This window comes from Aquibacillus saliphilus (assembly GCF_020404745.1).
GTDB lineage: Bacteria > Bacillota > Bacilli > Bacillales > Amphibacillaceae > Aquibacillus > Aquibacillus saliphilus.
Genome location: NZ_JAIZAP010000008.1, coordinates 87,249 through 110,465 on the forward strand (window position 1 = coordinate 87,249; position 23,217 = coordinate 110,465).

25 protein-coding genes and 1 other annotated feature are annotated in these 23,217 nt (G+C 34.0%); of the genes, 22 read left to right on the top strand and 3 right to left on the bottom strand.

The window, feature by feature from the left end; all coding sequences use genetic code 11:
- The first annotated feature begins 22 nt into the window (after positions 1 to 22).
- The 20 genes from LD272_RS09900 to LD272_RS09995 all read left to right on the top strand — a co-directional run bounded on the left by LD272_RS09900 (position 23) and on the right by LD272_RS09995 (position 19,730).
- Positions 23 to 718 carry a response regulator transcription factor gene (locus tag LD272_RS09900; RefSeq protein ID WP_226036450.1) on the top strand — a complete coding sequence of 232 codons (696 nt, stop codon included), beginning with the start codon at positions 23 to 25 and terminating at the stop codon, positions 716 to 718.
- Positions 718 to 2,091 (top strand): two-component system histidine kinase PnpS, encoded by a 1,374-nt coding sequence (gene pnpS, locus LD272_RS09905; RefSeq protein WP_226036551.1) that lies wholly within the window; start codon positions 718 to 720, stop codon positions 2,089 to 2,091. Before LD272_RS09900 ends, pnpS begins: the two co-directional genes overlap by 1 nt.
- A 103-nt stretch (positions 2,092 to 2,194) precedes the next feature.
- Positions 2,195 to 3,187 (top strand): FtsH protease activity modulator HflK, encoded by a 993-nt coding sequence (gene hflK, locus LD272_RS09910; protein WP_226036451.1) that lies wholly within the window; start codon positions 2,195 to 2,197, stop codon positions 3,185 to 3,187.
- A complete protein-coding gene (gene hflC, locus LD272_RS09915) occupies positions 3,177 to 4,106 on the top strand; it encodes a protease modulator HflC (protein ID WP_226036552.1) in 930 nt (309 codons plus the stop codon). The genes hflK and hflC overlap by 11 nt, the downstream gene beginning before the upstream one ends.
- 238 nt (positions 4,107 to 4,344) lie before the next feature.
- Positions 4,345 to 6,981 (top strand): DNA polymerase I, encoded by a 2,637-nt coding sequence (polA, locus tag LD272_RS09920; protein ID WP_226036452.1) that lies wholly within the window; start codon positions 4,345 to 4,347, stop codon positions 6,979 to 6,981.
- Positions 6,982 to 6,999: 18 nt separating this feature from the next.
- Positions 7,000 to 7,827 carry a DNA-formamidopyrimidine glycosylase gene (gene mutM, locus LD272_RS09925; RefSeq protein ID WP_226036453.1) on the top strand — a complete coding sequence of 276 codons (828 nt, stop codon included), beginning with the start codon at positions 7,000 to 7,002 and terminating at the stop codon, positions 7,825 to 7,827.
- A gap of 70 nt (positions 7,828 to 7,897) precedes the next feature.
- Positions 7,898 to 8,530, top strand: coding sequence for a sporulation membrane protein YtaF (ytaF, locus tag LD272_RS09930; RefSeq protein ID WP_226036454.1), 633 nt, complete (start codon positions 7,898 to 7,900; stop codon positions 8,528 to 8,530).
- Positions 8,531 to 8,540: 10 nt separating this feature from the next.
- Positions 8,541 to 9,146 carry a dephospho-CoA kinase gene (gene coaE / locus LD272_RS09935; protein ID WP_226036455.1) on the top strand — a complete coding sequence of 202 codons (606 nt, stop codon included), beginning with the start codon at positions 8,541 to 8,543 and terminating at the stop codon, positions 9,144 to 9,146.
- A 427-nt stretch (positions 9,147 to 9,573) separates the two neighbouring features.
- Positions 9,574 to 9,951, top strand: a complete 378-nt coding sequence (speD, locus tag LD272_RS09940; protein ID WP_226036456.1) for an adenosylmethionine decarboxylase — start codon at positions 9,574 to 9,576, stop codon at positions 9,949 to 9,951.
- 274 nt (positions 9,952 to 10,225) lie between these two features.
- A complete protein-coding gene (locus tag LD272_RS09945; protein WP_226036457.1) occupies positions 10,226 to 10,618 on the top strand; it encodes a cytosolic protein in 393 nt (130 codons plus the stop codon).
- A gap of 24 nt (positions 10,619 to 10,642) precedes the next feature.
- Complete coding sequence (gene nrdR / locus LD272_RS09950) at positions 10,643 to 11,104, top strand: transcriptional regulator NrdR (protein WP_226036458.1); 462 nt, start codon at positions 10,643 to 10,645, stop codon at positions 11,102 to 11,104.
- 79 nt (positions 11,105 to 11,183) lie between these two features.
- Positions 11,184 to 12,575, top strand: coding sequence for a replication initiation and membrane attachment family protein (locus tag LD272_RS09955; protein ID WP_226036459.1), 1,392 nt, complete (start codon positions 11,184 to 11,186; stop codon positions 12,573 to 12,575).
- Positions 12,576 to 12,587: 12 nt separating this feature from the next.
- Positions 12,588 to 13,520 carry a primosomal protein DnaI gene (gene dnaI / locus LD272_RS09960; RefSeq protein WP_226036460.1) on the top strand — a complete coding sequence of 311 codons (933 nt, stop codon included), beginning with the start codon at positions 12,588 to 12,590 and terminating at the stop codon, positions 13,518 to 13,520.
- Between the two features lie 162 nt (positions 13,521 to 13,682).
- Complete coding sequence (ytxC, locus tag LD272_RS09965; RefSeq protein ID WP_226036553.1) at positions 13,683 to 14,510, top strand: sporulation protein YtxC; 828 nt, start codon at positions 13,683 to 13,685, stop codon at positions 14,508 to 14,510.
- A gap of 347 nt (positions 14,511 to 14,857) precedes the next feature.
- A complete protein-coding gene (thrS, locus tag LD272_RS09970) occupies positions 14,858 to 16,807 on the top strand; it encodes a threonine--tRNA ligase (RefSeq protein ID WP_226036461.1) in 1,950 nt (649 codons plus the stop codon).
- A 229-nt stretch (positions 16,808 to 17,036) separates the two neighbouring features.
- Positions 17,037 to 17,163 (top strand) — a sequence feature (ribosomal protein L20 leader region).
- Positions 17,164 to 17,341: 178 nt separating this feature from the next.
- Positions 17,342 to 17,848: a translation initiation factor IF-3 gene (gene infC / locus LD272_RS09975; RefSeq protein ID WP_226036462.1), complete on the top strand. Its 507-nt coding sequence runs from the start codon at positions 17,342 to 17,344 to the stop codon at positions 17,846 to 17,848.
- 43 nt (positions 17,849 to 17,891) lie between these two features.
- Positions 17,892 to 18,089, top strand: a complete 198-nt coding sequence (gene rpmI / locus LD272_RS09980) for a 50S ribosomal protein L35 (RefSeq protein ID WP_226036463.1) — start codon at positions 17,892 to 17,894, stop codon at positions 18,087 to 18,089.
- Between the two features lie 131 nt (positions 18,090 to 18,220).
- Positions 18,221 to 18,577 (top strand): 50S ribosomal protein L20, encoded by a 357-nt coding sequence (gene rplT, locus LD272_RS09985; RefSeq protein ID WP_226036464.1) that lies wholly within the window; start codon positions 18,221 to 18,223, stop codon positions 18,575 to 18,577.
- A 149-nt stretch (positions 18,578 to 18,726) separates the two neighbouring features.
- The gene (locus LD272_RS09990; protein WP_226036465.1) at positions 18,727 to 19,002 is read left to right on the top strand and encodes a DUF1294 domain-containing protein; all 276 of its coding nucleotides are present in this window, start codon (positions 18,727 to 18,729) and stop codon (positions 19,000 to 19,002) included.
- 134 nt (positions 19,003 to 19,136) lie between these two features.
- Positions 19,137 to 19,730, top strand: a complete 594-nt coding sequence (locus LD272_RS09995; RefSeq protein WP_226036466.1) for a TVP38/TMEM64 family protein — start codon at positions 19,137 to 19,139, stop codon at positions 19,728 to 19,730.
- 137 nt (positions 19,731 to 19,867) lie between these two features.
- Here LD272_RS09995 and LD272_RS10000 read toward each other — a convergent pair whose 3' ends face one another.
- Entirely contained in the window at positions 19,868 to 20,257 is a 390-nt protein-coding gene (locus tag LD272_RS10000) for a sigma-w pathway protein ysdB (protein ID WP_226036467.1), read from the bottom strand.
- Between the two features lie 118 nt (positions 20,258 to 20,375).
- Between LD272_RS10000 and LD272_RS10005 the strand changes: the two genes are divergently transcribed.
- Both LD272_RS10005 and LD272_RS10010 read left to right on the top strand, forming a co-directional pair.
- Entirely contained in the window at positions 20,376 to 20,861 is a 486-nt protein-coding gene (locus tag LD272_RS10005; protein ID WP_226036468.1) for a dUTP diphosphatase, read from the top strand.
- Positions 20,862 to 20,936: 75 nt separating this feature from the next.
- Entirely contained in the window at positions 20,937 to 22,019 is a 1,083-nt protein-coding gene (locus LD272_RS10010; RefSeq protein ID WP_226036469.1) for a M42 family metallopeptidase, read from the top strand.
- 139 nt (positions 22,020 to 22,158) lie between these two features.
- Here LD272_RS10010 and LD272_RS10015 read toward each other — a convergent pair whose 3' ends face one another.
- Positions 22,159 to 22,758 (bottom strand): lytic transglycosylase domain-containing protein, encoded by a 600-nt coding sequence (locus LD272_RS10015; protein ID WP_226036470.1) that lies wholly within the window; start codon positions 22,756 to 22,758, stop codon positions 22,159 to 22,161.
- A gap of 181 nt (positions 22,759 to 22,939) precedes the next feature.
- Positions 22,940 to 23,152: a small acid-soluble spore protein SspI gene (sspI, locus tag LD272_RS10020; RefSeq protein ID WP_226036471.1), complete on the bottom strand. Its 213-nt coding sequence runs from the start codon at positions 23,150 to 23,152 to the stop codon at positions 22,940 to 22,942.
- Between the last annotated feature and the right edge of the window lie 65 nt (positions 23,153 to 23,217).

Here is a 23,217-nt window from a genome sequence, read left to right on the forward strand (position 1 = left end):
ACATAAAATGAGGTGGGTTTAAATGAATCAAAAAGTATTAATTGTTGATGACGAAGAATCTATTGTTACTTTATTGAAGTTTAATATTGAACGAGCAGGTTTTAAAACAGATGTGGCTTATAATGGCTTAGAAGCATTACATAAAGCAACTGAAGAATCCTTTGACTTAATTATACTAGATTTAATGTTGCCTGAACTTGAAGGAACAGAAGTTTGTAAGAGGTTGCGTCAAAAGAAAATAGAAACACCCATTCTTATGTTAACAGCAAAAGATGATGAGTTTGACAAAGTATTAGGATTAGAAATAGGGGCAGATGATTATCTAACGAAACCTTTTAGCCCGAAAGAAGTTGTTGCAAGAATTAAGGCGATTTTAAGAAGAACAAATAATAGACCGAATACTGAGGATAAACCATTTATTCAAATAGCAGATTTGTTTATATATCCAGAACAATATGAAGCGACGATTAAAGAAGAGGTATTATCGTTTACTAGGAAAGAATTCGAATTATTAATGTATTTGGGTAAACATAAAGGCAAAGTCCTTTCAAGAGATCAATTACTAAGCGCAGTATGGAACTATGATTTCGTTGGCGATACACGAATTGTTGATGTGCACGTTAGCCACTTAAGAGAAAAAATCGAACCGGATACAAAACATCCTGTGTACATTAAAACAATCAGAGGCTTAGGTTATAAGATGGAGGATCCATCTTGATGAAAGCGTCTAATTCTAGATTATTTCTTACATATAGCATTATAGTAGTTGCTGTAATATTTTCAATGGGTAGAATTATCATCCCGCTATTATCTGGAAGTGAAAGAACAATTGCGATTTTAACATTTCTTGGTGGTCTAATTATTTTCTTTGTAATCATTTATAATATTTTTGAAAAATATATTAAACCAGTTCGTTCAGCGTCACTAGTTGCTGAACAATTGGTAAAAGGAAATTACAAAGCTAGGACATACGTAAGTCAATACGGAGAAGCTGGTAAACTTAGTAATACTGTTAACGTGCTAGCTAGAAGCTTACAAGAAATGACAATCCAAGAAAAAATACAAGGAAATCAGTTAGAAACAGTGATAGACAACATGGAAAGTGGGCTTATGTTAATCGATGAAAGAGGATTTGTTCACCTAGTTAACAGAAAATTTTCGGCGATATTTGGAAGAAAAGTAAGCGATTATATTGGTTTTTTATACTATGATGTTTTAGAGCAGGAGAATATTCATAAAGCAGTCCAAGAGGCTTTTTTATATGAAGAGAAGGTTAAAAATTCTTTCACTATCTCAATGGAGATTGAAAAAAGATATATTGAGGTTGTTGGTGCTCCTATCTTCAATGAAAAAAAAGCATTGAAAGGTGCAGTGCTTGTTTTTCATGATATCACAGGACTGAAGCGATTAGAACAAACAAGAAAAGACTTTGTAGCCAACGTATCGCATGAGTTAAAAACACCAGTAACTTCCATACGTGGTTTTGCCGAAACATTACTTGATGGCGCGATGGAAGAAAAGGAACTAAGAAAGCAATTCATAACAATTATTTTAACTGAAAGTGAAAGGCTACAAGCACTTGTACATGATTTACTAGAGCTTTCAAAGCTTGAACAGGATGAGTTAAAGCTAAACCTTAAAGTAATAGGCGTTTCTTCATTATTTAATACAATTTTACCTATTGTTAAACATCAAGCTGAACAAAAAAATATAAGTTTCAGCGCAACCATTGATAATACGATTGAAATGTATGTCGATCCTGAACGTTTAAAACAGGTTTTTATGAATTTACTTAATAATGCTATTAACTATACGCCAAGTAGTGGAGAAGTAAGATTAAATATTCACCTAGTTGATGGTTTTGTTAAAATTACAGTTAGTGATACAGGAATCGGTATTCCGGAAGAAGCAAAAAATAGGATTTTTGAACGATTTTACCGTGTAGATAAAGCCAGAAGTAGAAATACAGGAGGAACGGGTTTAGGCCTTGCGATTGTAAAACATATTGTTGAAGCACACCATGGTACTATCCACGTTGAAAGCGAAGTAAATAAGGGTACCAGATTTTGTGTTTTGCTGCCTTCACAATAATTCGAAGTGCAAAATAGAACAACCTTGAATTTTGTCATTATATTTGAAACAAAATTCAATTTAATTCGTATGTAGTATTAGTGAGTAGAAAAGGGGAGAGAATATGACGTTAAAACAAATATACAGTTGGATAGCAATTGTTGTTGGAGTAGCAATTATAGGTCTTGTTGGTCTTACAAGCTGGTTTACTGTAGATGAATCAGAACAAGCCGTAATAATAACTTTTGGACATCCGGAAGAAGGCATAACAGAACCGGGTTTACATTTTAAATTACCTTGGCCAATTCAAGAAGTGGAAACATTGTCAAAAGAAACATTTAGTTTAGATTTTGGGCACAGTCAAGATGGGACAGGAAGCGATGAAACCATAAGGATGATCACTGGTGATGAAAATATTGTTCAGGCAGACTTAGTTGTGCAATGGAAGATAACAGAGCCCGCAAAATATTTATATAATTCAGTTGATCCTGAACAAATATTATATAATGCAACATCTGCTTCACTTAGAGGTATTATTGGGTCAACGGTAATAGATGACGCATTAACATCAGGTAAAGCAGAAATTGAAAATGAAGTAAGAGAGCTATTAGTTACTTTAATGGAAGACTATGCTATCGGAATATCTATTTCTGATGTTAAGTTACAAGAAGTAGATTTACCAAACGAGGATGTTAGACAGGCGTTTACTAAAGTTACTGACGCTAGAGAAACAATGAATACAAAGATAAACGAAGCTAGAAAATATGAAAACCAAGCGGTAGAAGAAGCACTTGGTGAGAAAGATGCAATAATCTCAAGAGCGGAAGGTACCAAAATTGCTCGAATAGAGCAAGCAAGAGGGGATATTTCTGAATTTGATGCCCTTTATAATGCTTATGTTAATAATCCTTCAATTACGAGACAACGACTAATAATTGAAACCTTAGAGCAAGTATTACCAGATGCAAATGTATTTGTAATGAATGATGATGGGAACACTTTAAAATACTTACCATTAACGACTAATGGAAATCAGGAAACACCTAAACCTACAAGTACTACTGGTAGCAGTAATGAGACAATAAAAGAGGGAGAGGGTGAGACGAATGACAGATGATAACGTTGTTGATATGAAAAATAAAACTCCTAATGACATAAAGAGATATGTGAAAATGGGAATCTCAATTCTCCTTTTAATCGTCGTAGTTGGCTTATTTATTAGTAGTATGTTTATTGTGAAAGAGGGAGAATATAAAGTAGTTCGTCAGTTCGGAGAAGTTATCAGATATGAAAGTGATCCAGGTCTAAAATTTAGGGTTCCAATTCTTCATACGGTAACGACACTACCTAATAAAAAGATGGTATATGATGTGAATGAAAAAGAGATTAACACATTAGATAAAAAACGTATGATAATTGACAATTATGCTGTTTGGGAAATAACAGACCCGGAACTTATGATTGCGAATGCTAGAACTGAGTTAAATGCAGAGTCACGTATGGGAGAATTTATTTTCTCTGTTATTCGATCCGAGCTGGGTACAATGAATTATGATGAGATTATTAATGATGAAGGATCAACACGTGGTGGCTTAAATCAACGTGTGGCTGATAGAGTTAATACTTTGTTGGAAAGAGATGAATACGGAATTCAAGTGGACGATGTTCGAATTAAACGAACTGACCTACCTGATGCTAACGAAGCGTCTGTTTTTCAACGGATGATTTCGGAACGTGAATCAAAAGCGCAAGAATATCTATCTCAAGGTGAAGCGGAGAAGAACAGAATAATTGCACAGACAGACCGTGAAGTGACAGAAATGCTATCCAAAGCTGATGCCGAAGCTGCAGAAATACGTGCTGAGGGCCAAGAGGAAGCTGCGGAAATGTACAATCAATCATTCCAGAGGGACGAGGAATTTTATCAATTGTATCGCACACTAGAGTCATATAAAGTAACAATTGATGGCGAAACAACGATCATACTGCCTCAAGATTCTCCATATACAGAATTACTTTTGGGTAATATTGAGTAAAGAACAAAAGCGCATGCGCCGAAAGCTAGATGTGGCTAACTTAGGAATTAATTATCTATAGTTGTCCATTTTATAATTCGCTAGACAGTAAAAATAGTAAGGCTCCATTCAATCTAATTGAAATGGAGCCTTTTTAATAAGTGAAAATCACAGTTTTTTTCTTCTAATTCATAATCATGGTAAAATAGATTCTGTGAAGTCTAAACTACTACTCAAACTTTTATAAAGGAGAGCGAAAATGAAAAATAAACTAATATTAATCGATGGTAATAGTATAGCTTACCGAGCTTTCTTTGCATTACCGCTATTAAGTAACGATAAAGGTGTTTACACAAATGCGATATACGGTTTCACAAATATGCTATTAAAAATAATAGAAGACGAAAAACCTACACACTTGTTAGTGGCATTTGACGCAGGTAAAACAACATTTCGCCACAAAACATATAAGGAATATAAAGGTGGCAGACAAAAAACACCATCGGAGTTGTCTGAACAGTTTCCACTTTTAAGGGAGATGCTTGACGCGTTCCAAATAAGCCACTATCAACTTGACCAATTTGAAGCAGATGATATCATCGGTACACTTGCAAAACAAGGTGAGAAGGAAGAATTAGAAGTAAATGTAATATCAGGTGATAAAGACTTATTACAATTAATATCTGATAAGGTAACCGTTAGTATGACTAAAAAGGGACTAAGTGAGGTTGATAAATACACTCCTACTTTTTTAAATGAAAAGTTAGAAATAAGACCAGATCAAATTATCGATATGAAAGCCTTAATGGGTGATAGTTCTGATAATATTCCTGGTGTACCAGGTGTTGGTGAGAAAACGGCAATAAAATTGTTAAAACAATATGAAAGTCTAGAGAACTTATACGAAAACGTGGAAGAAATTAGCGGTAAGAAATTAAAGGAGAAGCTAGTAAACCACAAAGAAGATGCTTTCATGAGTAAGGACTTAGTAACAATTAATTGTGATTCGCCAATTGAAATTGGTATAAAAGATTTAGTTTATCAAGGATATCAAATTCCAAAGGTAAGTGAAATTTTTAAGGAGCTAGGTTTCCAATCTCTATTAAACAGAATTGGTGGAGAATTAACCGACGAATCGTCTCAACCAACTGAATTACCAGAGATTGAAGTGAAAATCGTAAATAATATAACAAAAGATTTATTTACTGGTGTAGAAGCATTCGAAGTAGAGATGCTTGATGATAATTATCATTTAGCTCCAATAGAAGGATTTGGTTTAGTTAATGAGCAGGGAAACTATTTTATTCCGGTTGATGTAGCAATTAAGTCTAATATATTTAAAGAGTGGGCTGAAAATACTAAAAATAAGAAATTGGTGTTTGATGCTAAGAAAGTTTTAGTTTCTCTACTACACAAAGGAATACATATTAAGGGTATTGAATTCGACTTATTATTAGCTTCCCATTTAATTAACCCATCAGAAAACAATCATGATATCCCGGCAATTAGTCACCGGTTAGGACAGAAAGACGTTTTTTTTGATGAAGAGGTTTACGGTAAGGGAGCTAAAATAAAGACTCCTGAGCAAGATAAACTTGTTGAACACGTTGGAAGAAAAACAAATATGATCTTCAAGCTAAGAGAAACCGCTGATGAAATGTTGATGGAAAATGAACAGTCTGAGTTGTTAAAAGAATTAGAGTTACCTTTAGCGCTTATCTTAGGAGAAATGGAATTCACAGGAGTTCATGTGGATCAAACACGTCTTGAAAAAATGGGAGAAGACTTACAAGACCGTTTAAAGACAATTGAGAAGGAAGTTTACGAATTGGCCGGTGAAACGTTTAATTTAAACTCTCCAAAGCAATTAGGTCCAATTCTTTTTGAAAAATTAGGTCTACCGATAATAAAGAAGACAAAGACAGGGTATTCTACATCAGCAGATATTCTTGAACAACTTCAGGAGAAACATGAAATAATACCGAAACTATTGTTATACAGACAATTAGGGAAACTTCAGTCCACCTATATTGAAGGGCTATTGAGGGTGGTTCATGAAACCAATAAGATTCATACCCGCTTTAATCAAGCATTAACACAAACAGGTCGATTAAGTTCAACAGAACCCAATTTGCAGAATATACCTATCCGTCTAGAAGAAGGTAAAAAGATTAGACAAGCTTTTATCCCCTCTAAAGAAGGCTGGTTTATATTTGCGGCAGATTACTCCCAAATTGAACTAAGAGTACTTGCACATATAGCAGATGATGAGAAATTAATTGAAGCTTTTAATAATAACATGGACATTCATACAAGAACAGCGATGGAAGTGTTCCATGTTGGAGCAGATGAAATCACTGATAATATGAGAAGACAAGCTAAAGCAGTTAACTTTGGAATTGTATATGGGATAAGTGATTATGGCTTATCACAGAGTCTTGGTATCACTAGGAAGGATGCCCAGAAGTTTATTAACCGTTATTTAGATAGTTATCCAGGAGTAAGGACATATATGGATGAAATTGTCCAAGATGCTAAGCAAAAAGGATACGTTTCAACGATAATGAAAAGAAGAAGGTACTTACCAGAAATTACAAGTAGGAACTTTAATCGAAGAAGCTTTGCAGAACGAACAGCAATGAACACACCTATTCAAGGTAGTGCTGCTGATATTATCAAATTAGCAATGATAAATTTAAACGATACGCTAAAAGAAGATAAGTTACAGGCACGCATGTTAATGCAAGTTCATGATGAGCTTATTCTGGAGGCTCCTGAAGAAGAGATTGATGTATTAAAAGAAATGGTTTCTTCGGTAATGGAAAGTGCAGTTGATTTGAATGTACCTTTAAAAGTAGATTATGCATATGGAAAAACTTGGTATGATGCAAAGTGAGCTAAGGAGTAGAAGAAAATGCCTGAATTACCAGAAGTAGAAACAATTAGAAAAACATTAAAACATTTAGTTATAAATAAAACAATAAATAATATATCTATTTTTTGGCCAAAAATCATAAAAAAACCCGACGATGTGGAAGAATTTAAACATCTTCTATATGGACAAACAATTATTGATATCGAAAGAAAGGGTAAATTTCTACTATTTCAACTTAACGATTATGTCCTTGTTTCCCATTTACGGATGGAAGGTAAGTATGGTGTTTTCAACCATCTAGAGCCAGCTTTAAAACATACTCATGTCATTTTTCATTTTAAAGATGGTACTGAATTAAGATATAATGATGTCCGTAAATTTGGAACGATGCACTTGTTTAGAAAAGGGGAGGAACTAATTTCTAAGCCTTTAAATCAACTTGGACCAGATCCGTTTGAAGACGAATTTAAATTTGACTATTTTTATGACAAAATACAAAAAAGTGACAGAGCGATTAAGAACATTTTATTAGACCAGTCTGTTGTCGCGGGTTTGGGTAATATTTATGTTGATGAAACATTATTCAAAGCTGGTATTCACCCCTTAAAAAAAGGCAATCAGTTAACGAAAGAAGAAGTTAAGTTGCTTCAAATTAATTCAATAGAAACCTTGACTGAAGCGGTAAAACAAGGTGGGACAACAATTCGCTCCTATGTAAATAGTCAAGGACAGATTGGTATGTTTCAACAACAGCTTTTTGTTTATGGACAAGAGAATAATCCGTGTAGGAAGTGTGGTAAACCAATTTCTAAACTGAAAGTTAACGGAAGAGGCACACACATCTGTATTTCTTGTCAAAAACTATAAAAGCACAAGGGAATAGCTCCCTCCATATACTACTATTGCGATAAAAGTATTGGAAAAGGAGCTATTTAACATGGCTGATGTAACAACATTTTTGCTTTTAGCGTTTGCTGTAAGCTTAGATAGTTTTATGGTAGCTTTTACTTACGGATTACGAAAAATGGTGTTGCCAGTTCGTTCGATAATAATTATTACGATAATTACTGGCATCGTTTTTTACTTATCCATGTTAATCGGAAATATTATTGCCTCCTTTTTATCGGCACCAGTAGCTGAGTCAATTGGGGGTTGGGTACTTATTTTGATTGGCATATGGGTTGTATTTCAATTTTTTAGAACAGATAAATCGACTATTGATAAAGATCCGACAATTTTTAAATTTGAAATAAAATCACTCGGAATTGTCATTCAAATCCTGAAGAAACCGATGGTAGCTGATATTGATAATTCCGGGAAAATAACGGGTATTGAGGCGTTTTTACTAGGTTTGGCATTATCTCTAGATTCCTTTGGAGCAGGTATTGGAGCTGCGATGTTAGGTTTCTCTCCTCTTCTTGCAGCAGTAGGGATTGGAGCAACTACAGGGCTTTTCTTAACTATAGGTCTAAAAAGTGGTTATTTATTTTCGTACTGGTATTGGTTACAACGCTTAACATTTATCCCAGGAATTATTTTGATACTAGTAGGAATTTTTAAAATGACATAAGGAGATTAAGATGACATTAACAATCGGATTAACTGGTGGAATTGCTAGTGGCAAAAGTACGATAGCGAATATGCTTAAAAAAGAGAAATTACCTGTAATTGATGCAGATGTTATTTCTAGACAAGTGGTCGAACCAACTGAAAAAGCATATGAAGAAATATTGGCTACTTTTGGTTCAGAGATATTACATGAAGATAACACGATTAATCGTAAAAAATTGGGAGAACTTGTTTTTTCTAACAATACGAAAAGAGAGCAGTTAAACAATATCGTTCACCCTGCGGTTAGAGAGAAAATGTTAAAAAAAAGAGATGAATATATAGAAAAAAAAGAGCAAGTCATCGTTTTGGATATCCCATTACTTTTTGAAAGTAAATTAACAAATCTGGTTGATAAAATCCTTGTTGTATATGTAAAAGAGGAAATCCAGTTAAAAAGATTAATGGCTAGAGATAATTCTAGTAAAGCAGATGCAACAAATCGAATAAAATCACAATTATCAATTGATGAAAAGAAAAGATTGGCAGATGCTGTAGTTGATAATGGTGGCACTAAAGAAGAATCAAAAAGACAACTAATGAGTATTTTAGAAGAGTGGAAAATTGATATTGAATAATCTGATAGCACCTAGAGAGTCTTAAATGGTGCTATTTAAATTGTATTGTTGGATAAATACCCCTTGTCTATCCTATAATAAGAAATAGAGATTCCTTAAGTTTGGTATCTCTATTCTAATCCTGTATCAGGCTGAACGGAATAAATTTAATGTTAGTTGAAAAAAATTGAAAACTGTCTTGCCAAAACGGGGTAAACCATATATACTTTTTTTTGCATGTTAAAAGCTGTCAAAAACTTATACAAGCTTTTTGAATGTAATTAAAGTTTTACTAACCTTAGGTTAGTAAAGGCTTAGTATTCTTCTGAAATTTATGCGTTAATGGGTACTTAAAGGGTTAGGACCTCTTACTCTTAGGACTAACTTTCCCCCGTGGTACGTCATGCATAATTATTTAGAAGTCAATAAGTTAGGGGGAGATAATACAATGGATACAATGGGAAGACATGTAATTGCCGAGATGTGGGACTGTAATATAGATAAGTTAAATGATATGGGATTAATTGAACAAGTTTTTGTGAATGCAGCATTAAAAGCAGGTGCTGAAATTCGCGAGGTAGCTTTTCACAAATTCGCTCCATATGGAGTTAGTGGTGTAGTTATTATTTCTGAGTCACATTTAACAATCCACAGTTTTCCAGAGCATGGTTATGCTAGTATAGATGTTTATACTTGCGGTGACCTTATAGACCCAAACGTAGCAACTGACTTTATTGCTGAAGCACTTGAGTCGAAAAAGTGCGAAAAAGTTGAAGTGCCGCGAGGAATGGGACCTGTTGACGTAAACAAATTTAAAGCACTATAAAAAAATGTGAAACTAACACTTAGAAAAGTTTTGCCCTTGCTAGTTAGTAGCAAGGGTATTTGCTGTTGTCTAAAATGGATATCAGTGGATGTTATTAATTATAACAGGTAAGAACACTATGATGATGCTTGTCATTGCAATAGGCTGATTAAGGCATGACTTTCACTTTTTGTTCTTTTAAAGGTCTTTGTCGTTTTCTTTTTTAAAACGTGTTAAAATAAAAAGAGATTAATAATTAATAAGTGATATACTAATTCATAATGAGGTGCAGGGGATGAGTTTTCGACAAACATTTACAAAGTTTTTTAATAATCATTCAGAAACAAGTGACAAACACTGGGATTCAAACTTAAAAACACATTATTTTAAAACTACCAAAGATAAGGGATTTAATGCTGTTGAACACTTTTTTAATCAGTCATCAAAATTTGAAGTAATCGCCAAATCGGATACACATGGTGAAATCAGTGCTAATTACAAAAGCGGTGGTAAAAAGGCATTTGTTATTGCTACTGTAATAATGGTCAAGCCGTTTCGGACAGCCGTTGATTTTTCCGTGACAACAGAATCAATTATTCCATTTGACTTAGGATATAGTCATAATCTTATTCCAAAGTTTTATAATGATTTGAAAAAAGATTTAACACATATTCCAAATAATAATTAGAAACAAATTAATGGGGCTGATGAAATGAAGTGTCCAAACTGTCAATATAAAAGCACAAAAGTATTGGATTCAAGACCAATTGAAGATGGACGATCGATAAGGCGGAGGAGAGAATGTGAAGACTGTTCTTTTCGATTCACAACCTTTGAACGCTTAGAAGAGGTTCCGTTAATTGTAGTCAAAAAAGAAGGTACTAGGGAAGAATACAGCAGGGACAAGCTAATGCGTGGTCTTATTAAAGCTTGTGAGAAAAGACCTGTTGCTTTAGAGCAAATTGAATCTATTGCAATTGAGGTTGAAAAAGAACTGCGTAATCGTGGTACATCGGAAACACAAAGTAAAGAGATTGGTGAAATGGTTATGGACAGATTATCAACTGTGGATGAAGTAGCATATGTTCGGTTTGCTTCTGTCTATAGGCAATTTAAGGATATAAGTGTGTTTTTAGATGAACTAAAGGATTTAATTCGAACGGATAAAAAGTAAAATCTGAGCCTGACCTGGCTCTTTTTTCTTTTCTTAATAAATAGATTTTATGCAGGAATAGAAAGGGTTAGAGGAAAAAATGCAGCAACAAAACATTGGTAAATTACTCCCAATTGAAGGTTTTTATGTAATATTTCGTGGAGAAATATCAACTACTTATTTTCAGGCTTTGACCCATTTGTATCAACCACTAATTGGAATCCACGCCATTGCTCTTTATCAAACACTTTTAAGTGAAAGCTTTATAAGGCATAACCCAACTACACCAAATACTCACCATACTTTAATGAACTATATGTCATTACCGTTAGATGAAATCTATCAAGCGCGTTTGAAATTAGAAGCAATTGGACTTTTAACAACCTTTAAGGAACAGTCAGATCAGATTACATATACGTATTATTTAAATCCGCCATTTTCTTATAATGATTTCTTTGATGACGGTATGTTATCGCAACTTCTGTATCATCATTTAGGTGAGGATAAGTATACTAGCTTATTAAAGGCATTAAGTAGCTCTGAAATGACTGTTTCTAATTCAGCAAATAATGTAACGGCAAGCTTTAATGATGTCTTTCAAACACATTCAACTATGTTTAACAAAATGAATTCTAATGAGAAATCAAATGATCAAAAAAATGAACAATCGAATAAGGGACCAACAGTTTCTGAGGACATGCTAGACTTTGAATGGATTGAACAAATGTTAAGCCAACGAATGTTGCCTGCTACTAAAGTGCTAAGTCCAAGAAACAAAAAATTAATGTCGCAGATGGTTGTCCTCTATGATTTAACAAATCAGGATTTAGAAAAAGCCATATTATGGGCAGTTAATGAAGAAAATTTATTGGAAGTTCAGGAGTTTAAAACTGCTTGTCACGATTTAATGAAATCACCAAAGAAGAAATCGGATATAAAGCTAGTAAATAAAAGAGATGGAGTTAATACTAGCCAATCAAATTTGAATAAATCGTTAAGTAAAGAAGAACAATTTATTCAAATGCTTGAAACTATTTCACCTAAGCAGTTACTAGAAGATTTAGCTGGTGGAAATGAAGCATCTTCCCAAGATTTAAAAATAATAGGAGATGTCATGTCACAGCAAGGATTGAAACCAGGAGTTATCAATGTGTTAATTCACTATGTTCTCCTGAAGACTGACATGAAACTAACAAAAGCTTATCTAGAAAAAATTGCAAGTCATTGGGCCAGAAAAAATGTTACAACTGTAAAACAAGCGATGACTCTAGCGAAATCAGAACATAAGAAGTACCAGGAATGGGGATCTAACAAGCAACAGTTTTATAAAAAAACGACCAAAAAAGAGGTTGTACCTGATTGGTTTACAGAATCTAAATCAAATGATGGTAATCAAAAAAAGAAGAAATCTAACGATGATAGCCAGGATAATGAGGATATTAGTAAGCTTTTGCAGAACTATACAAAAAACAAGAAATCTAATCATTTATAAGGATGATTTAAAATGGAACCAATTCAGAGCGCACTTAAGAAGTGGATGAAAGAAAATAAAAACTTCCAAGAAAATTATAACCAAATACGTAATGATATCTTAAACGATCCAGATGTTAATGAGATTATTAGAAAGCACCCGGAGTTTACTGGACGTGATATTGACAGAAACTTAATGAAACTTTATGAGTTTAGGTCACAATCCAAACAGTGTGCTGATTGTCCTTCTCTTGCTCAATGTATAAATATATTACCCGGTTATACTCCGTATCTAGAAGTAGAAAAAAGTGATATACATTTAACATATGATAAATGCCATCAGAAAATTAAAAGTGATGAGCAACAACAAAAACAAGCCCTAGTAAAGAGCTTATATATGCCAAGGGATATTTTAGAAGCGTCCATAGCAGGATTAGATCACAAGGATGCTGAACGTCATGATGCGATACGTCAAGCTGTATCTTATATTGAATCAATAGGAACAAAGCAGGCTGAAAAAGGGCTGTATTTTCATGGGCCTTTTGGTGTTGGAAAAACATATTTTCTTGGAGCAATTGCAAATGAGTTAGCGGAAAAACGAATTTCTTCTATGCTTATTTATATGCCTGAATTTGTAAGGGAAATTAAAGCGTCGCTAAAAGATGATTCAATTAATGAGAAAATCGAACACTTCAAGAAGGTGCAAGTATTAATGCTGGATGATATTGGAGCAGAGTCGTTATCTGCTTGGTTCAGAGATGAAATACTAGGATCGATCTTGCAATACCGAATGATGGAAAGGTTGCCTGTTTTCTTTAGTTCTAACTATAATTTAAAACAACTAGAACATCATTTAGCCACCTCGACTCGTGGAGATACGGAATCGGTTAAGGCAGGTAGAATAATCGAGAGAATTAAACAAGTAAGTAAAGAGGTTTCATTATTCGGTTATAACCGTAGAGGGTAATTATCAATCCAAAACCATGTCTATCTGACATGGTTTTTTTGCTCTACTAAATAATTTATCAATTCTACTACAATATATTTTAAATAGATAATACATTTTTTAATGTACTCTCCCATATAATGTAACAGTTTGAGCGTGGTGAGGGTGATATGATTGTTTGAGGTGTATTTTGAGTCTCATAAAGAGGCGGTAACTTTTTGTCAACGTTTGTTCAAATACGATAAGCACTGTAAGATCAATTGGAAAGAAAGCGACCTGATTAAGATTGAAGTGATAAATTTAGTCGATAACCATCAAAAAAAACTTGGTAAAGCAATGACTGATGTATTTATTTTTCATAGAGAAATGAATTGGATTAAGTACACGATAAAACATTGCTTTTACTACCAAAATAAGGAGGAGATTTTAAGAATTATTGAACTAACACAGTCTATCATAGTCGGTGGCAATAGTAATTTTAGTGAGATTGCAAAAAACAATAAACCAAGAACTGTGTTATTAAATTTATTTGAAACATATTCTAATGAGTTAATTATTCATTTTGATTCGATTATTAATTTCCGTTTTCAATCGTATCGAAATGACCTTATTGATGTTGTAGGACTGGCTATTGATGAATTTAAGAGGGAAGAGGAATATCAAACATTTGTAGAATCTTTAAGAAAATTTATAATGATAAAAGAACCGAAATATTCAACTGTGCACGTGACTCAAGGTCATGATTTTACGTTCTATAGATCCGACGGTAGCCCTTTTTCTACATTGGAATTAAAAACAATAATAAATGGAGCACCGTTATACATAGTTGGTCTAGATGAAGAAGAGTTAAACTTGACACCGTTATTAGCGATGATTCCTGAAGAAATAATCATTTATGGGAATCATCCGTCAGAAGCAAAGACATTAACAATTATTAATATCTTTCAAGAAAAAGTGAAATTTAAACCACTGAAAAGTTTTCCTTATCCAATTTATTCGAAAAGCGAGTAAATAGATGCTTGATTTTTTATGATTCTATCGATATAATACTTCCATATATTAATTTAAGTGTAACTGGTATTGATGAGGACAATATTTTATGATAGGAATACATATAGAGAGGGAGGCCATAGGCTGAAAGCTTCCTGTATATCCGCATATAATTACCCCCTCTAAACCCTGCTTGCGAAAATGATTGAATGATTAGTCAGCAGCGACTCATCTACGTTACAGATGCTAAATGAGCCGCGTTAAAATGCGGGAACTAGGGTGGAACCACGAGCAGGCGCTTGTCCCTTTGCAACTATGCAAAGAGGCGAGCGTTTTTTTATTGTAAATAAGGACAAGGAGTGAAAGTAATGACAAAAAATATCGAGATAACATTCCCAGATGGAGCAATAAAAGAGTTTCCGAAAGGGACTACAGGAGAGGATATTGCAGCGTCAATCTCACCTGGTCTAAAAAAACAAGCTCTTGCTGTTAAATTAGATGGTGTTCTTTATGACTTTCGTAGTGAACTTCCTCATAATGGCGAAATTGAAATTGTTACCTATAAAAGTGATGATGGCGTTGAAATAATGCGTCATTCCACTGCTCACTTGATGGCACAAGCAGTCAAACGTTTGTATGGCAATGTCAAGTTAGGTGTAGGACCAACAATCGAAAACGGATTTTATTACGATATTGACATGGAGGAATCAATTACACCAGAAGATCTACCTCGGATTGAAAAAGAAATGCAAAGAATAGTTGATGAGAATTTAGAAATTATTCGTAAAGAGGTTTCACGAGATGAAGCAAAACAAATGTTCCAAGAAATTGGAGATGACTTAAAATTAGAATTAATCGATGCCATCCCAGAAGATCAAGCAGTAACAATTTATCAACAAGGAGAATTTTTTGATCTCTGTCGTGGGATTCATGTACCTTCTACAAGTAAAATAAAGGTATTTAAATTATTAAGCATATCAGGTGCTTATTGGCGTGGAGATAGTAAAAATAAAATGCTACAACGGATTTACGGTACATCTTTTGAGAAGAAAGGTCAGCTAGAAGAGTACCTTAAATTCCGTGAAGAAGCAAAAGAACGAGATCATCGCAAATTAGGAAAGGAACTGGAGCTATTTACAGTTTCTCAGCAAGTAGGTCAGGGGTTACCTTTGTGGTTACCTAAGGGTGCAACAATCCGTCGTTCTATTGAACGCTATATAGTTGATCTAGAGGAACGTTTAGGCTATGACCATGTGTATACTCCAGTATTGGGAAGTGTTGAACTTTATAAGACGAGTGGACACTGGGATCACTACAAGGATGATATGTTCCCAACAATGGAGATGGACAATGAAGATTTGGTCTTAAGACCAATGAACTGTCCACATCACATGATGGTCTATAAAAATGAACTGCACAGCTACCGGAATTTACCTGTAAGAATAGCTGAACTCGGAACAATGCATCGCCATGAAATGTCAGGTGCTCTGGCAGGGTTACAACGAGTTCGAGCAATGACTTTGAATGATGCACATATATTTGCAAGACCAGATCAACTAAAAGATGAATTTATCCGTGTAGTACAATTGGTGCAAAATGTTTATAAAGACTTTGGAATTGATGATTACTATTTCCGTTTATCTTATCGTGATCCAGAAGATAAAGAGAAATATGTTGACAATGACGAGATGTGGAACAAAGCACAAGCCATGTTAAAAGAAACAATGGAAGACATGGAACTTGATTATGTAGAATCTGATGGTGAGGCTGCATTTTACGGTCCTAAGCTAGATGTTATGGTTAAAACAGCTCTAGGGAAAGATGAAACACTATCAACTGTACAACTTGATTTCCATTTACCTGATCGATTTGATTTAACTTACATTGGCGAGGATGGAAAAGAACATCGTCCTGTTGTTATTCACCGTGGGGTTGTTTCTACCATGGAGCGTTTTGTAGCCTTCTTGATTGAAGAATATAAAGGAGCGTTTCCGGCATGGTTAGCACCTGTACAAGCTAAAATTATTCCTGTATCAGCAGATGTTCATCTCGATTACGCTACAAAAGTCGAAGAAGAATTAAGATTAAACGGGGTCCGTGTTGAAGTCGATCATAGAGAAGAAAAAATCGGCTATAAAATAAGAGAAGCGCAAATGAAAAAAGTCCCGTTCGCACTTGTTGTAGGTGATAAAGAGATTGAAAATCAATCAGTCAATGTTCGTCGTTATGGAGAGAAAGATTCGGAGACAAAACCATTGAAGGATTTTATTTCTGATATAAAAAATGAAATTGATTCAAAGATAGTACACAATAAGTAACTATAAAGAGTTCTTACTTTCTTAGATAAAGGAAGGTAAGAACTTTTTTTCTGTTAAGTTAGTTCGATAGAACGAAGACAATCTATTTAATCCCAAAATGATAAATTTACTATTGCATTAGTCAGATCTAATAAGTTATAATATAAAAGTTCGCTAATAGATATACAATGAGTCATTGACACAAATCGTAATTCATGCTATTATTTTATAGATGAAATTAAATATGATCTGAGGCAAGTAGAAGCACCCGCTTCTCACCTGATTGACGCATCTTATTGCAGTTAACAGGTTACTATTCCGTTTGAAAAATAGTAGATGTGTGGGTGCAGAATATGTACCGACACTTTTTTTATTTTATTAAAAAATCGAACCTTATTAAATCTTGAAGGTTCGTCGGAAAATAGTATAGGAAAAACTAAGGTATCTGCTATCTAGCAGGCTGAAGTTTTTAAATGCGGTCATCAATAACTTGTCGATTTAGGTCACATATTTTTTGTTCAAAAACTATGGAGGTGGCTGATTATTAGCAAAGATATGAATGTCAATGAGAAAATTCGCGCACGTGAAGTACGTCTCATTGATTCTAATGGGGATCAACTTGGTGTTAAATCTCGCCAAGAAGCGTTGGAAATTGCTCAAACTAGAAACTTAGATTTAGTCTTGGTTGCGCCGAATGCAAAACCGCCAGTATGTCGTATTATGGATTTTGGTAAGTTTCGTTTTGAGCAACAAAAGAAAGAAAAAGAAGCTCGTAAAAACCAAAAAATAATCAACGTCAAAGAAGTCCGTCTTAGTCCAGGAATTGAAGAGCATGACTTTAATACGAAGTTGAAAAATGCGAGAAAGTTCCTAGAAAAAGGCGACAAAGTTAAAGTTTCAATTCGCTTCAGAGGACGTGCAATTACCCATAAAGAACTAGGTCAAAAAGTTCTTGTACGTATGGCTGAAGAATGTAAAGAGCTTTCCACGGTTGAACAAAGACCAAAAATGGAAGGTCGCAGTATGTTCTTGATGCTTGCACCAGTAAATGAAAAACAATAAAGAGTAATTATATTAAAGTATTAGTTACAAGGAGGAACTACTCATGCCAAAGATGAAGACCCACAAAGGTACTCAAAAACGTTTTAAAAGAACCGGTTCTGGGAAAGTAAAACGTTCCCATGCATATACTAGTCACTTATTTGCTAACAAATCTACGAAGCAAAAACGTAAGCTTCGTAAGAGCACTCTTCTTTCACCGGGAGATTTCAAACGTATCAAACAAATGTTACCTAAGAAATAAATTCAAATTCAACTTTGTTGAACCAATGACGGTAGCCCACAAATAGTTTTAACTATTGTTAGAAGAGCTACTTGCTATCGGAAAAAACTTATACGATTAGATTCGTTGATATATACTAGGAGGGAATCACTATGCCACGTGTTAAAGGTGGAACAGTTACACGCAAACGTCGCAAACGCGTCTTAAAGCTAGCTAAAGGTTATTATGGTGCTAAACACGCACTTTTTAAAACAGCAAAACAACAGGTGACAAAATCAGGTCAGTATGCATACCGTGACCGCAGAAATAAAAAGCGTGACTTCCGCAAGCTTTGGATCGCACGTATTAATGCTGCAGCACGTATGAATGATCTTTCTTATAGCCGTTTAATGCATGGTTTAAAGCAAGCTGGTGTTGAAGTAAACCGTAAGATGCTTTCTGATCTTGCAGTAAACGACCAACAAGCATTTGCACAATTAGCTGATAAAGCAAAAGCAGCACTTAAATAAAATGATAAAAGGTCATTCTCTTTTTTAGGGAATGGCCTTTTATGATTCGCCAGAAAAATTATAAAAGGGTCTGCTGTGAATAATTAATTACAAAGCTTTGCCGCTTCCAGCTCCGACGCTTTAGTTCTTCTAAGTAAAGTAGGTGACATATGAACAGTATTTATTTCTTGATTGGATACGCATTAATTATTAATACTATTGCATATTTCGTAATGAGAATAGATAAACAACGCTCGAAAAAAGGAGCATGGAGAATATCTGAAAAGACAATTTGGATTATTACAATTGTAGGTGGTGCTCCGGGTAGCTATGCGGGCATGAAGGCTTTTAAACATAAAACAAAACATAATTTATTTAGATTCGGATTGCCTTTTTTAAGTTGGATAGAATTTGCTATTTATTTATATTTTGTTTATTTAATATAGTCTATTTCGTAATACGATCCATAAGGTAATTATAAATTTGTTTGTATTGCTATCTAATTACTTAATCTTTTGTCATAATAGCTCGTCTCATGTCATAGATATTAATTAGAGGGATAATTTGAAGGAGGCTATCTATGGAGTATTTGAGTACGCACTTGATGGCCATCATCGAAACAGGGGGGTTATTCGCTCCTTTGATATTCATCAGTCTTCACTTACTAAGGCCTTTACTCTTTCTTCCAGTAGTATTTATTTGTATTACTGGTGGAATATTGTTTGGCACTCTAGCCGGTACTCTTTATTCCTTAATAGGCATTACACTCTCTAGTTTAATTTTTTATCGAATGGTTCAATGGATGCCGAAATCTATTGGTAAACTAGTAAATCTGAAACATAAATTAGTTGGAAAAAATTCTAACTTTACTACACCACAAATTGCTCTTTTGCGATTGGTACCTTTTATTCATTTCCATTTGTTATCTCTTTGTATTCTTGAAATAACAACTAGTTTTAGAGATTATATGAAGTTTTCTTTATATTCAAATATACCACTTGCTGTTGTTTATTCTTCTGTAGGCAAATGGATATCAACTTTCTCGCCTTTAATAATTGTAAGTTTATTACTTATTCTATTACCGTTTTTATATGTATTAAGAAGGAAAGAAATTAGCATCAAGTGGGAAGAATTCTTCGATGTGAATGCTACAAAAACCGGAAGTTTAAGGTGAAAATAGTTCATATGAAAAACCGTTCCACTTTGGAACGGTTTTTTTGTCAAAACTAGAAGTTGCTATTTTTTAAAATAAACACGTAGAAACTACGTTTTATTTGCCTGGATTGGACAAGGCGGGAAGGTACATTTAAGCTATAATCTTTTTACGACTAATTTGTCAATTGGATGTTTCCACTCTACTTCAGCAAGTGGATACCTAATTAAGATTTCCTCTTCTAAGAAATATAAATCATTTCTTTCTAATCCTTTTAGTTCGCCTGGATTCCGAGCATGAACACTAATGTTAATAACGTCGAAGGATTTTTCAGTAGTACCTAAGTATTTCTCTCCCTCAAATAAGAACCCTTTATATGTTAGCAAAAAATTCTTCTTTATATTATCAGGATCGTCATGAAAATAAAAAGTTTTCTTCTCTTTTGCTACTTCCAGTTTTCTTTTGGGATTCATAAGGTATTTATAAGCTGTGTATAAAAGAAGAATCATGGCTATAAAAATTAGTAATCTAAATAGTAAAATAATCATTTTCATCGACTCCTGTATTTGTCTTCAATACGTAATACGTATTAAAGATAGTATGGTTTCACTTTAATTGACAATTACATGTTATAATCGAAAAAAAGTTTGAAAAGGAGTTGAAACAATGGATTGGAGTCAATTGTTCAACATGCAAAAACAATTAGATTCATACATAGAGAAAAATCATCAGTTAGGTTCTAGTAATTTGTTTGATAAGAAAGTGCTTGCTCTATTAGTAGAGGTTGGTGAACTAGCTAATGAGACAAGGTGTTTTAAATTTTGGAGTAAAAAGGCAGCAAGTGATGAAAAGGTAATTTTAGAAGAATATGTTGATGGTCTTCATTTTATATTATCTCTAGGGTTAGAAAAGAATCTTCATTTTAATTCGAATAAAAATAATCAAATATCATCCAGTACGACTGAGTTATTTAACAACGTGTTTGAACAAATCATAGCATTTAAAAGGGAACCAAGTAAAGAAAATTATAATCTACTATTTAATACATATCTCATCTTGGGCTATCAACTTGGTTTTGACGAAAAAAGTGTACAAGTCGCTTATTTTGAGAAGAATAAGGTTAATCATGAAAGGCAAGATAAGGGATATTAATATGTATATTTTGTTTATTAATTTGAAAAAGGCTATACTTTTAGTTGGAATATTATAAAAGGAGGATTTATACATATGGCAAAAAATGAAACGTTAACAATGTTAAAGGAATTAACAGATGCAAGGGCAATTCCTGGTAATGAAAAAGAAGCTAGAGATGTTATGAACAAATATATATCTCCATATGCCGACGAAGTCTATACTGATAATTTGGGAAGTTTAATTGCGAAAAAAGTGGGCGATAAAAATGGTCCGAAAATTATGGTTGCAGGTCACCTCGATGAAGTTGGATTCATGGTAACACGAATTGATGAAAAAGGTTTTGTTTATTTCCAAACTGTTGGTGGATGGTGGAGTCAAGTTATGCTGGCTCAACGCGTCACGCTGTTAACAAGAAAAGGCGATGTAACGGGGATTATTGGGTCTAAACCACCTCATATTCTTTCACCAGAAGCTCGTAAAAAGCCGGTAGAAATAAAAGATATGTTTATAGACATTGGAGCTACAAGTAAAGATGAAGCAGAGGAGTTTGGAATACGTCCTGGAGATTCAATCGTACCATATTTTGAATTTACTCAAATGAAAAATGAAAAGTTATTGCTTGCAAAGGCATGGGATAACCGAATTGGTTGTGCAATAGCGATTGAAGTTTTGAAACAATTGAAAGGTGAAAAACACCCTAATATTGTTTACGGCGTGGGCACAGTCCAAGAAGAAGTTGGATTACGTGGTGCTAAAACTTCAACAAATAAAGTTGAACCAGATATTGGTTTTGGTGTTGACGTAGGTATCGCAGGAGACACACCTGGCATTTCAGATAAAGACGCAGACAGTAAAATTGGAGAAGGTCCACAAATTATTCTTTACGATGCGTCAATGATCTCGCATAAAGGATTACGTGACTTTGTATTAGATACCGCTGACGAAAAGAAAATTCCTTATCAATACGCTTCTATGGCTGGCGGCGGAACGGATTCAGGCTCTATTCACCTAACTGCTAATGGTGTACCAGCACTATCAATTACAATAGCAACTCGCTACATTCATACTCATGCTGCAATTCTTCATCAAGATGACTTTGAGAATGCAGTAAAGTTAATTGTTGAGGTAATAAAGGGGTTAGACGCCAATAAAGTCAATGAAATTACTTTTAACTAAATCAATTTCATAAGCAGTAATTGTCATCCACGGGATGACAACTTTTAAAAAATCAGTATGATAAAATTGACTAAACTAAAATTAAGTTAATAAAAACCCTTGTCGTAAAAGACAAGGGTTTTAAAATAATGACATTATACTAGATGAGATTCATTACTTTGGTTACATAATTTTGTGTCTCTTTAAATGGTGGGATACCTTGATATTTATCTACATTACCTGGGCCGGCATTATAAGCTGCCAATGCTAAATTTGTATTACCATTATAGCGATCAAGCATTTGCTTTAAATAACTTGTTCCTCCAAAAATATTTTCTTTCGGGTCAAATGGATTTTCCACCCCTAAGCCTCTTGCGGTGTTAGGCATCAGTTGCATTAATCCTTGTGCACCTGATCCGCTAATTGCATTGATATTAAAATTAGATTCTGTTTGGATAACAGACCTTATTAATTTTTCTTCAACACCATACTTACTAGCTGCTTGGTTAATCAATTGATCAATTTCATTATTTACATTTGTAGGTACTGAGATATTTATGTTAGGTATGTAATTATTCAATGGGTAGTTTTTAGATGTAGGTAAATTAGATGTACTATCATGTGTATTGGTAAGTAGGTTATTAAGAATTTGTTGGAATGCCTGATCCATAACTGGAGACTGTGGAGAGAACGAATTCTTGTTATTCATTAAAGACATTGCTTGTAGTTGCATTACAGTTTGCATTGATTTTATATCCATCGTGATCCCTCGCTTATCGACAATTAGTAACAATTACTGCTAAGTATAGTTTACAGCAAGGATGATATGTTAGGCAATTTATTTTTTCTAGAAAAGAGTTATTATTATACGGTTTGGGGCTGTGAAAATAAGAAAAGGCTGCTTTAGTTTTAAAGCCTGCCTTTTCTTGTAAATAGTGGATTTAAGATTGTTTTACTCCTTGTTCAAGGGTTTGAAGCATTTGTTGCTTATCATTCTCGTCAGATTGTTGCCAAAGGAGCTCGAAAAATACACCTAAGCCTGGAAGCATTTTTTCTTCTCCATTTTGAATAGCATCAACAATGGTAGCCTCCAACTGCTCTTTATTATTATCAGATACATTGGACATAATTGCATTTCTTAAATTTAGATCCATTTTGTTCACCTCAATTTAGTCTTTGTAGAGTATCCCATCTGACTATCTAGGAAAACTATAGATAA

Coding starts and splice junctions, on each gene's coding strand:
- LD272_RS09900 (WP_226036450.1), top strand. CDS start 23: ATGAATCAAAAAGTATTAATTGTTGATGACGAAGAATCTATTGTTACT.
- pnpS (WP_226036551.1), top strand. CDS start 718: ATGAAAGCGTCTAATTCTAGATTATTTCTTACATATAGCATTATAGTA.
- hflK (WP_226036451.1), top strand. CDS start 2,195: ATGACGTTAAAACAAATATACAGTTGGATAGCAATTGTTGTTGGAGTA.
- hflC (WP_226036552.1), top strand. CDS start 3,177: ATGACAGATGATAACGTTGTTGATATGAAAAATAAAACTCCTAATGAC.
- polA (WP_226036452.1), top strand. CDS start 4,345: ATGAAAAATAAACTAATATTAATCGATGGTAATAGTATAGCTTACCGA.
- mutM (WP_226036453.1), top strand. CDS start 7,000: ATGCCTGAATTACCAGAAGTAGAAACAATTAGAAAAACATTAAAACAT.
- ytaF (WP_226036454.1), top strand. CDS start 7,898: ATGGCTGATGTAACAACATTTTTGCTTTTAGCGTTTGCTGTAAGCTTA.
- coaE (WP_226036455.1), top strand. CDS start 8,541: ATGACATTAACAATCGGATTAACTGGTGGAATTGCTAGTGGCAAAAGT.
- speD (WP_226036456.1), top strand. CDS start 9,574: ATGGATACAATGGGAAGACATGTAATTGCCGAGATGTGGGACTGTAAT.
- LD272_RS09945 (WP_226036457.1), top strand. CDS start 10,226: ATGAGTTTTCGACAAACATTTACAAAGTTTTTTAATAATCATTCAGAA.
- nrdR (WP_226036458.1), top strand. CDS start 10,643: ATGAAGTGTCCAAACTGTCAATATAAAAGCACAAAAGTATTGGATTCA.
- LD272_RS09955 (WP_226036459.1), top strand. CDS start 11,184: ATGCAGCAACAAAACATTGGTAAATTACTCCCAATTGAAGGTTTTTAT.
- dnaI (WP_226036460.1), top strand. CDS start 12,588: ATGGAACCAATTCAGAGCGCACTTAAGAAGTGGATGAAAGAAAATAAA.
- thrS (WP_226036461.1), top strand. CDS start 14,858: ATGACAAAAAATATCGAGATAACATTCCCAGATGGAGCAATAAAAGAG.
- infC (WP_226036462.1), top strand. CDS start 17,342: ATGAATGTCAATGAGAAAATTCGCGCACGTGAAGTACGTCTCATTGAT.
- rpmI (WP_226036463.1), top strand. CDS start 17,892: ATGCCAAAGATGAAGACCCACAAAGGTACTCAAAAACGTTTTAAAAGA.
- rplT (WP_226036464.1), top strand. CDS start 18,221: ATGCCACGTGTTAAAGGTGGAACAGTTACACGCAAACGTCGCAAACGC.
- LD272_RS09990 (WP_226036465.1), top strand. CDS start 18,727: ATGAACAGTATTTATTTCTTGATTGGATACGCATTAATTATTAATACT.
- LD272_RS09995 (WP_226036466.1), top strand. CDS start 19,137: ATGGAGTATTTGAGTACGCACTTGATGGCCATCATCGAAACAGGGGGG.
- LD272_RS10000 (WP_226036467.1), bottom strand. CDS start 20,257: ATGATTATTTTACTATTTAGATTACTAATTTTTATAGCCATGATTCTT.
- LD272_RS10005 (WP_226036468.1), top strand. CDS start 20,376: ATGGATTGGAGTCAATTGTTCAACATGCAAAAACAATTAGATTCATAC.
- LD272_RS10010 (WP_226036469.1), top strand. CDS start 20,937: ATGGCAAAAAATGAAACGTTAACAATGTTAAAGGAATTAACAGATGCA.
- LD272_RS10015 (WP_226036470.1), bottom strand. CDS start 22,758: ATGGATATAAAATCAATGCAAACTGTAATGCAACTACAAGCAATGTCT.
- sspI (WP_226036471.1), bottom strand. CDS start 23,152: ATGGATCTAAATTTAAGAAATGCAATTATGTCCAATGTATCTGATAAT.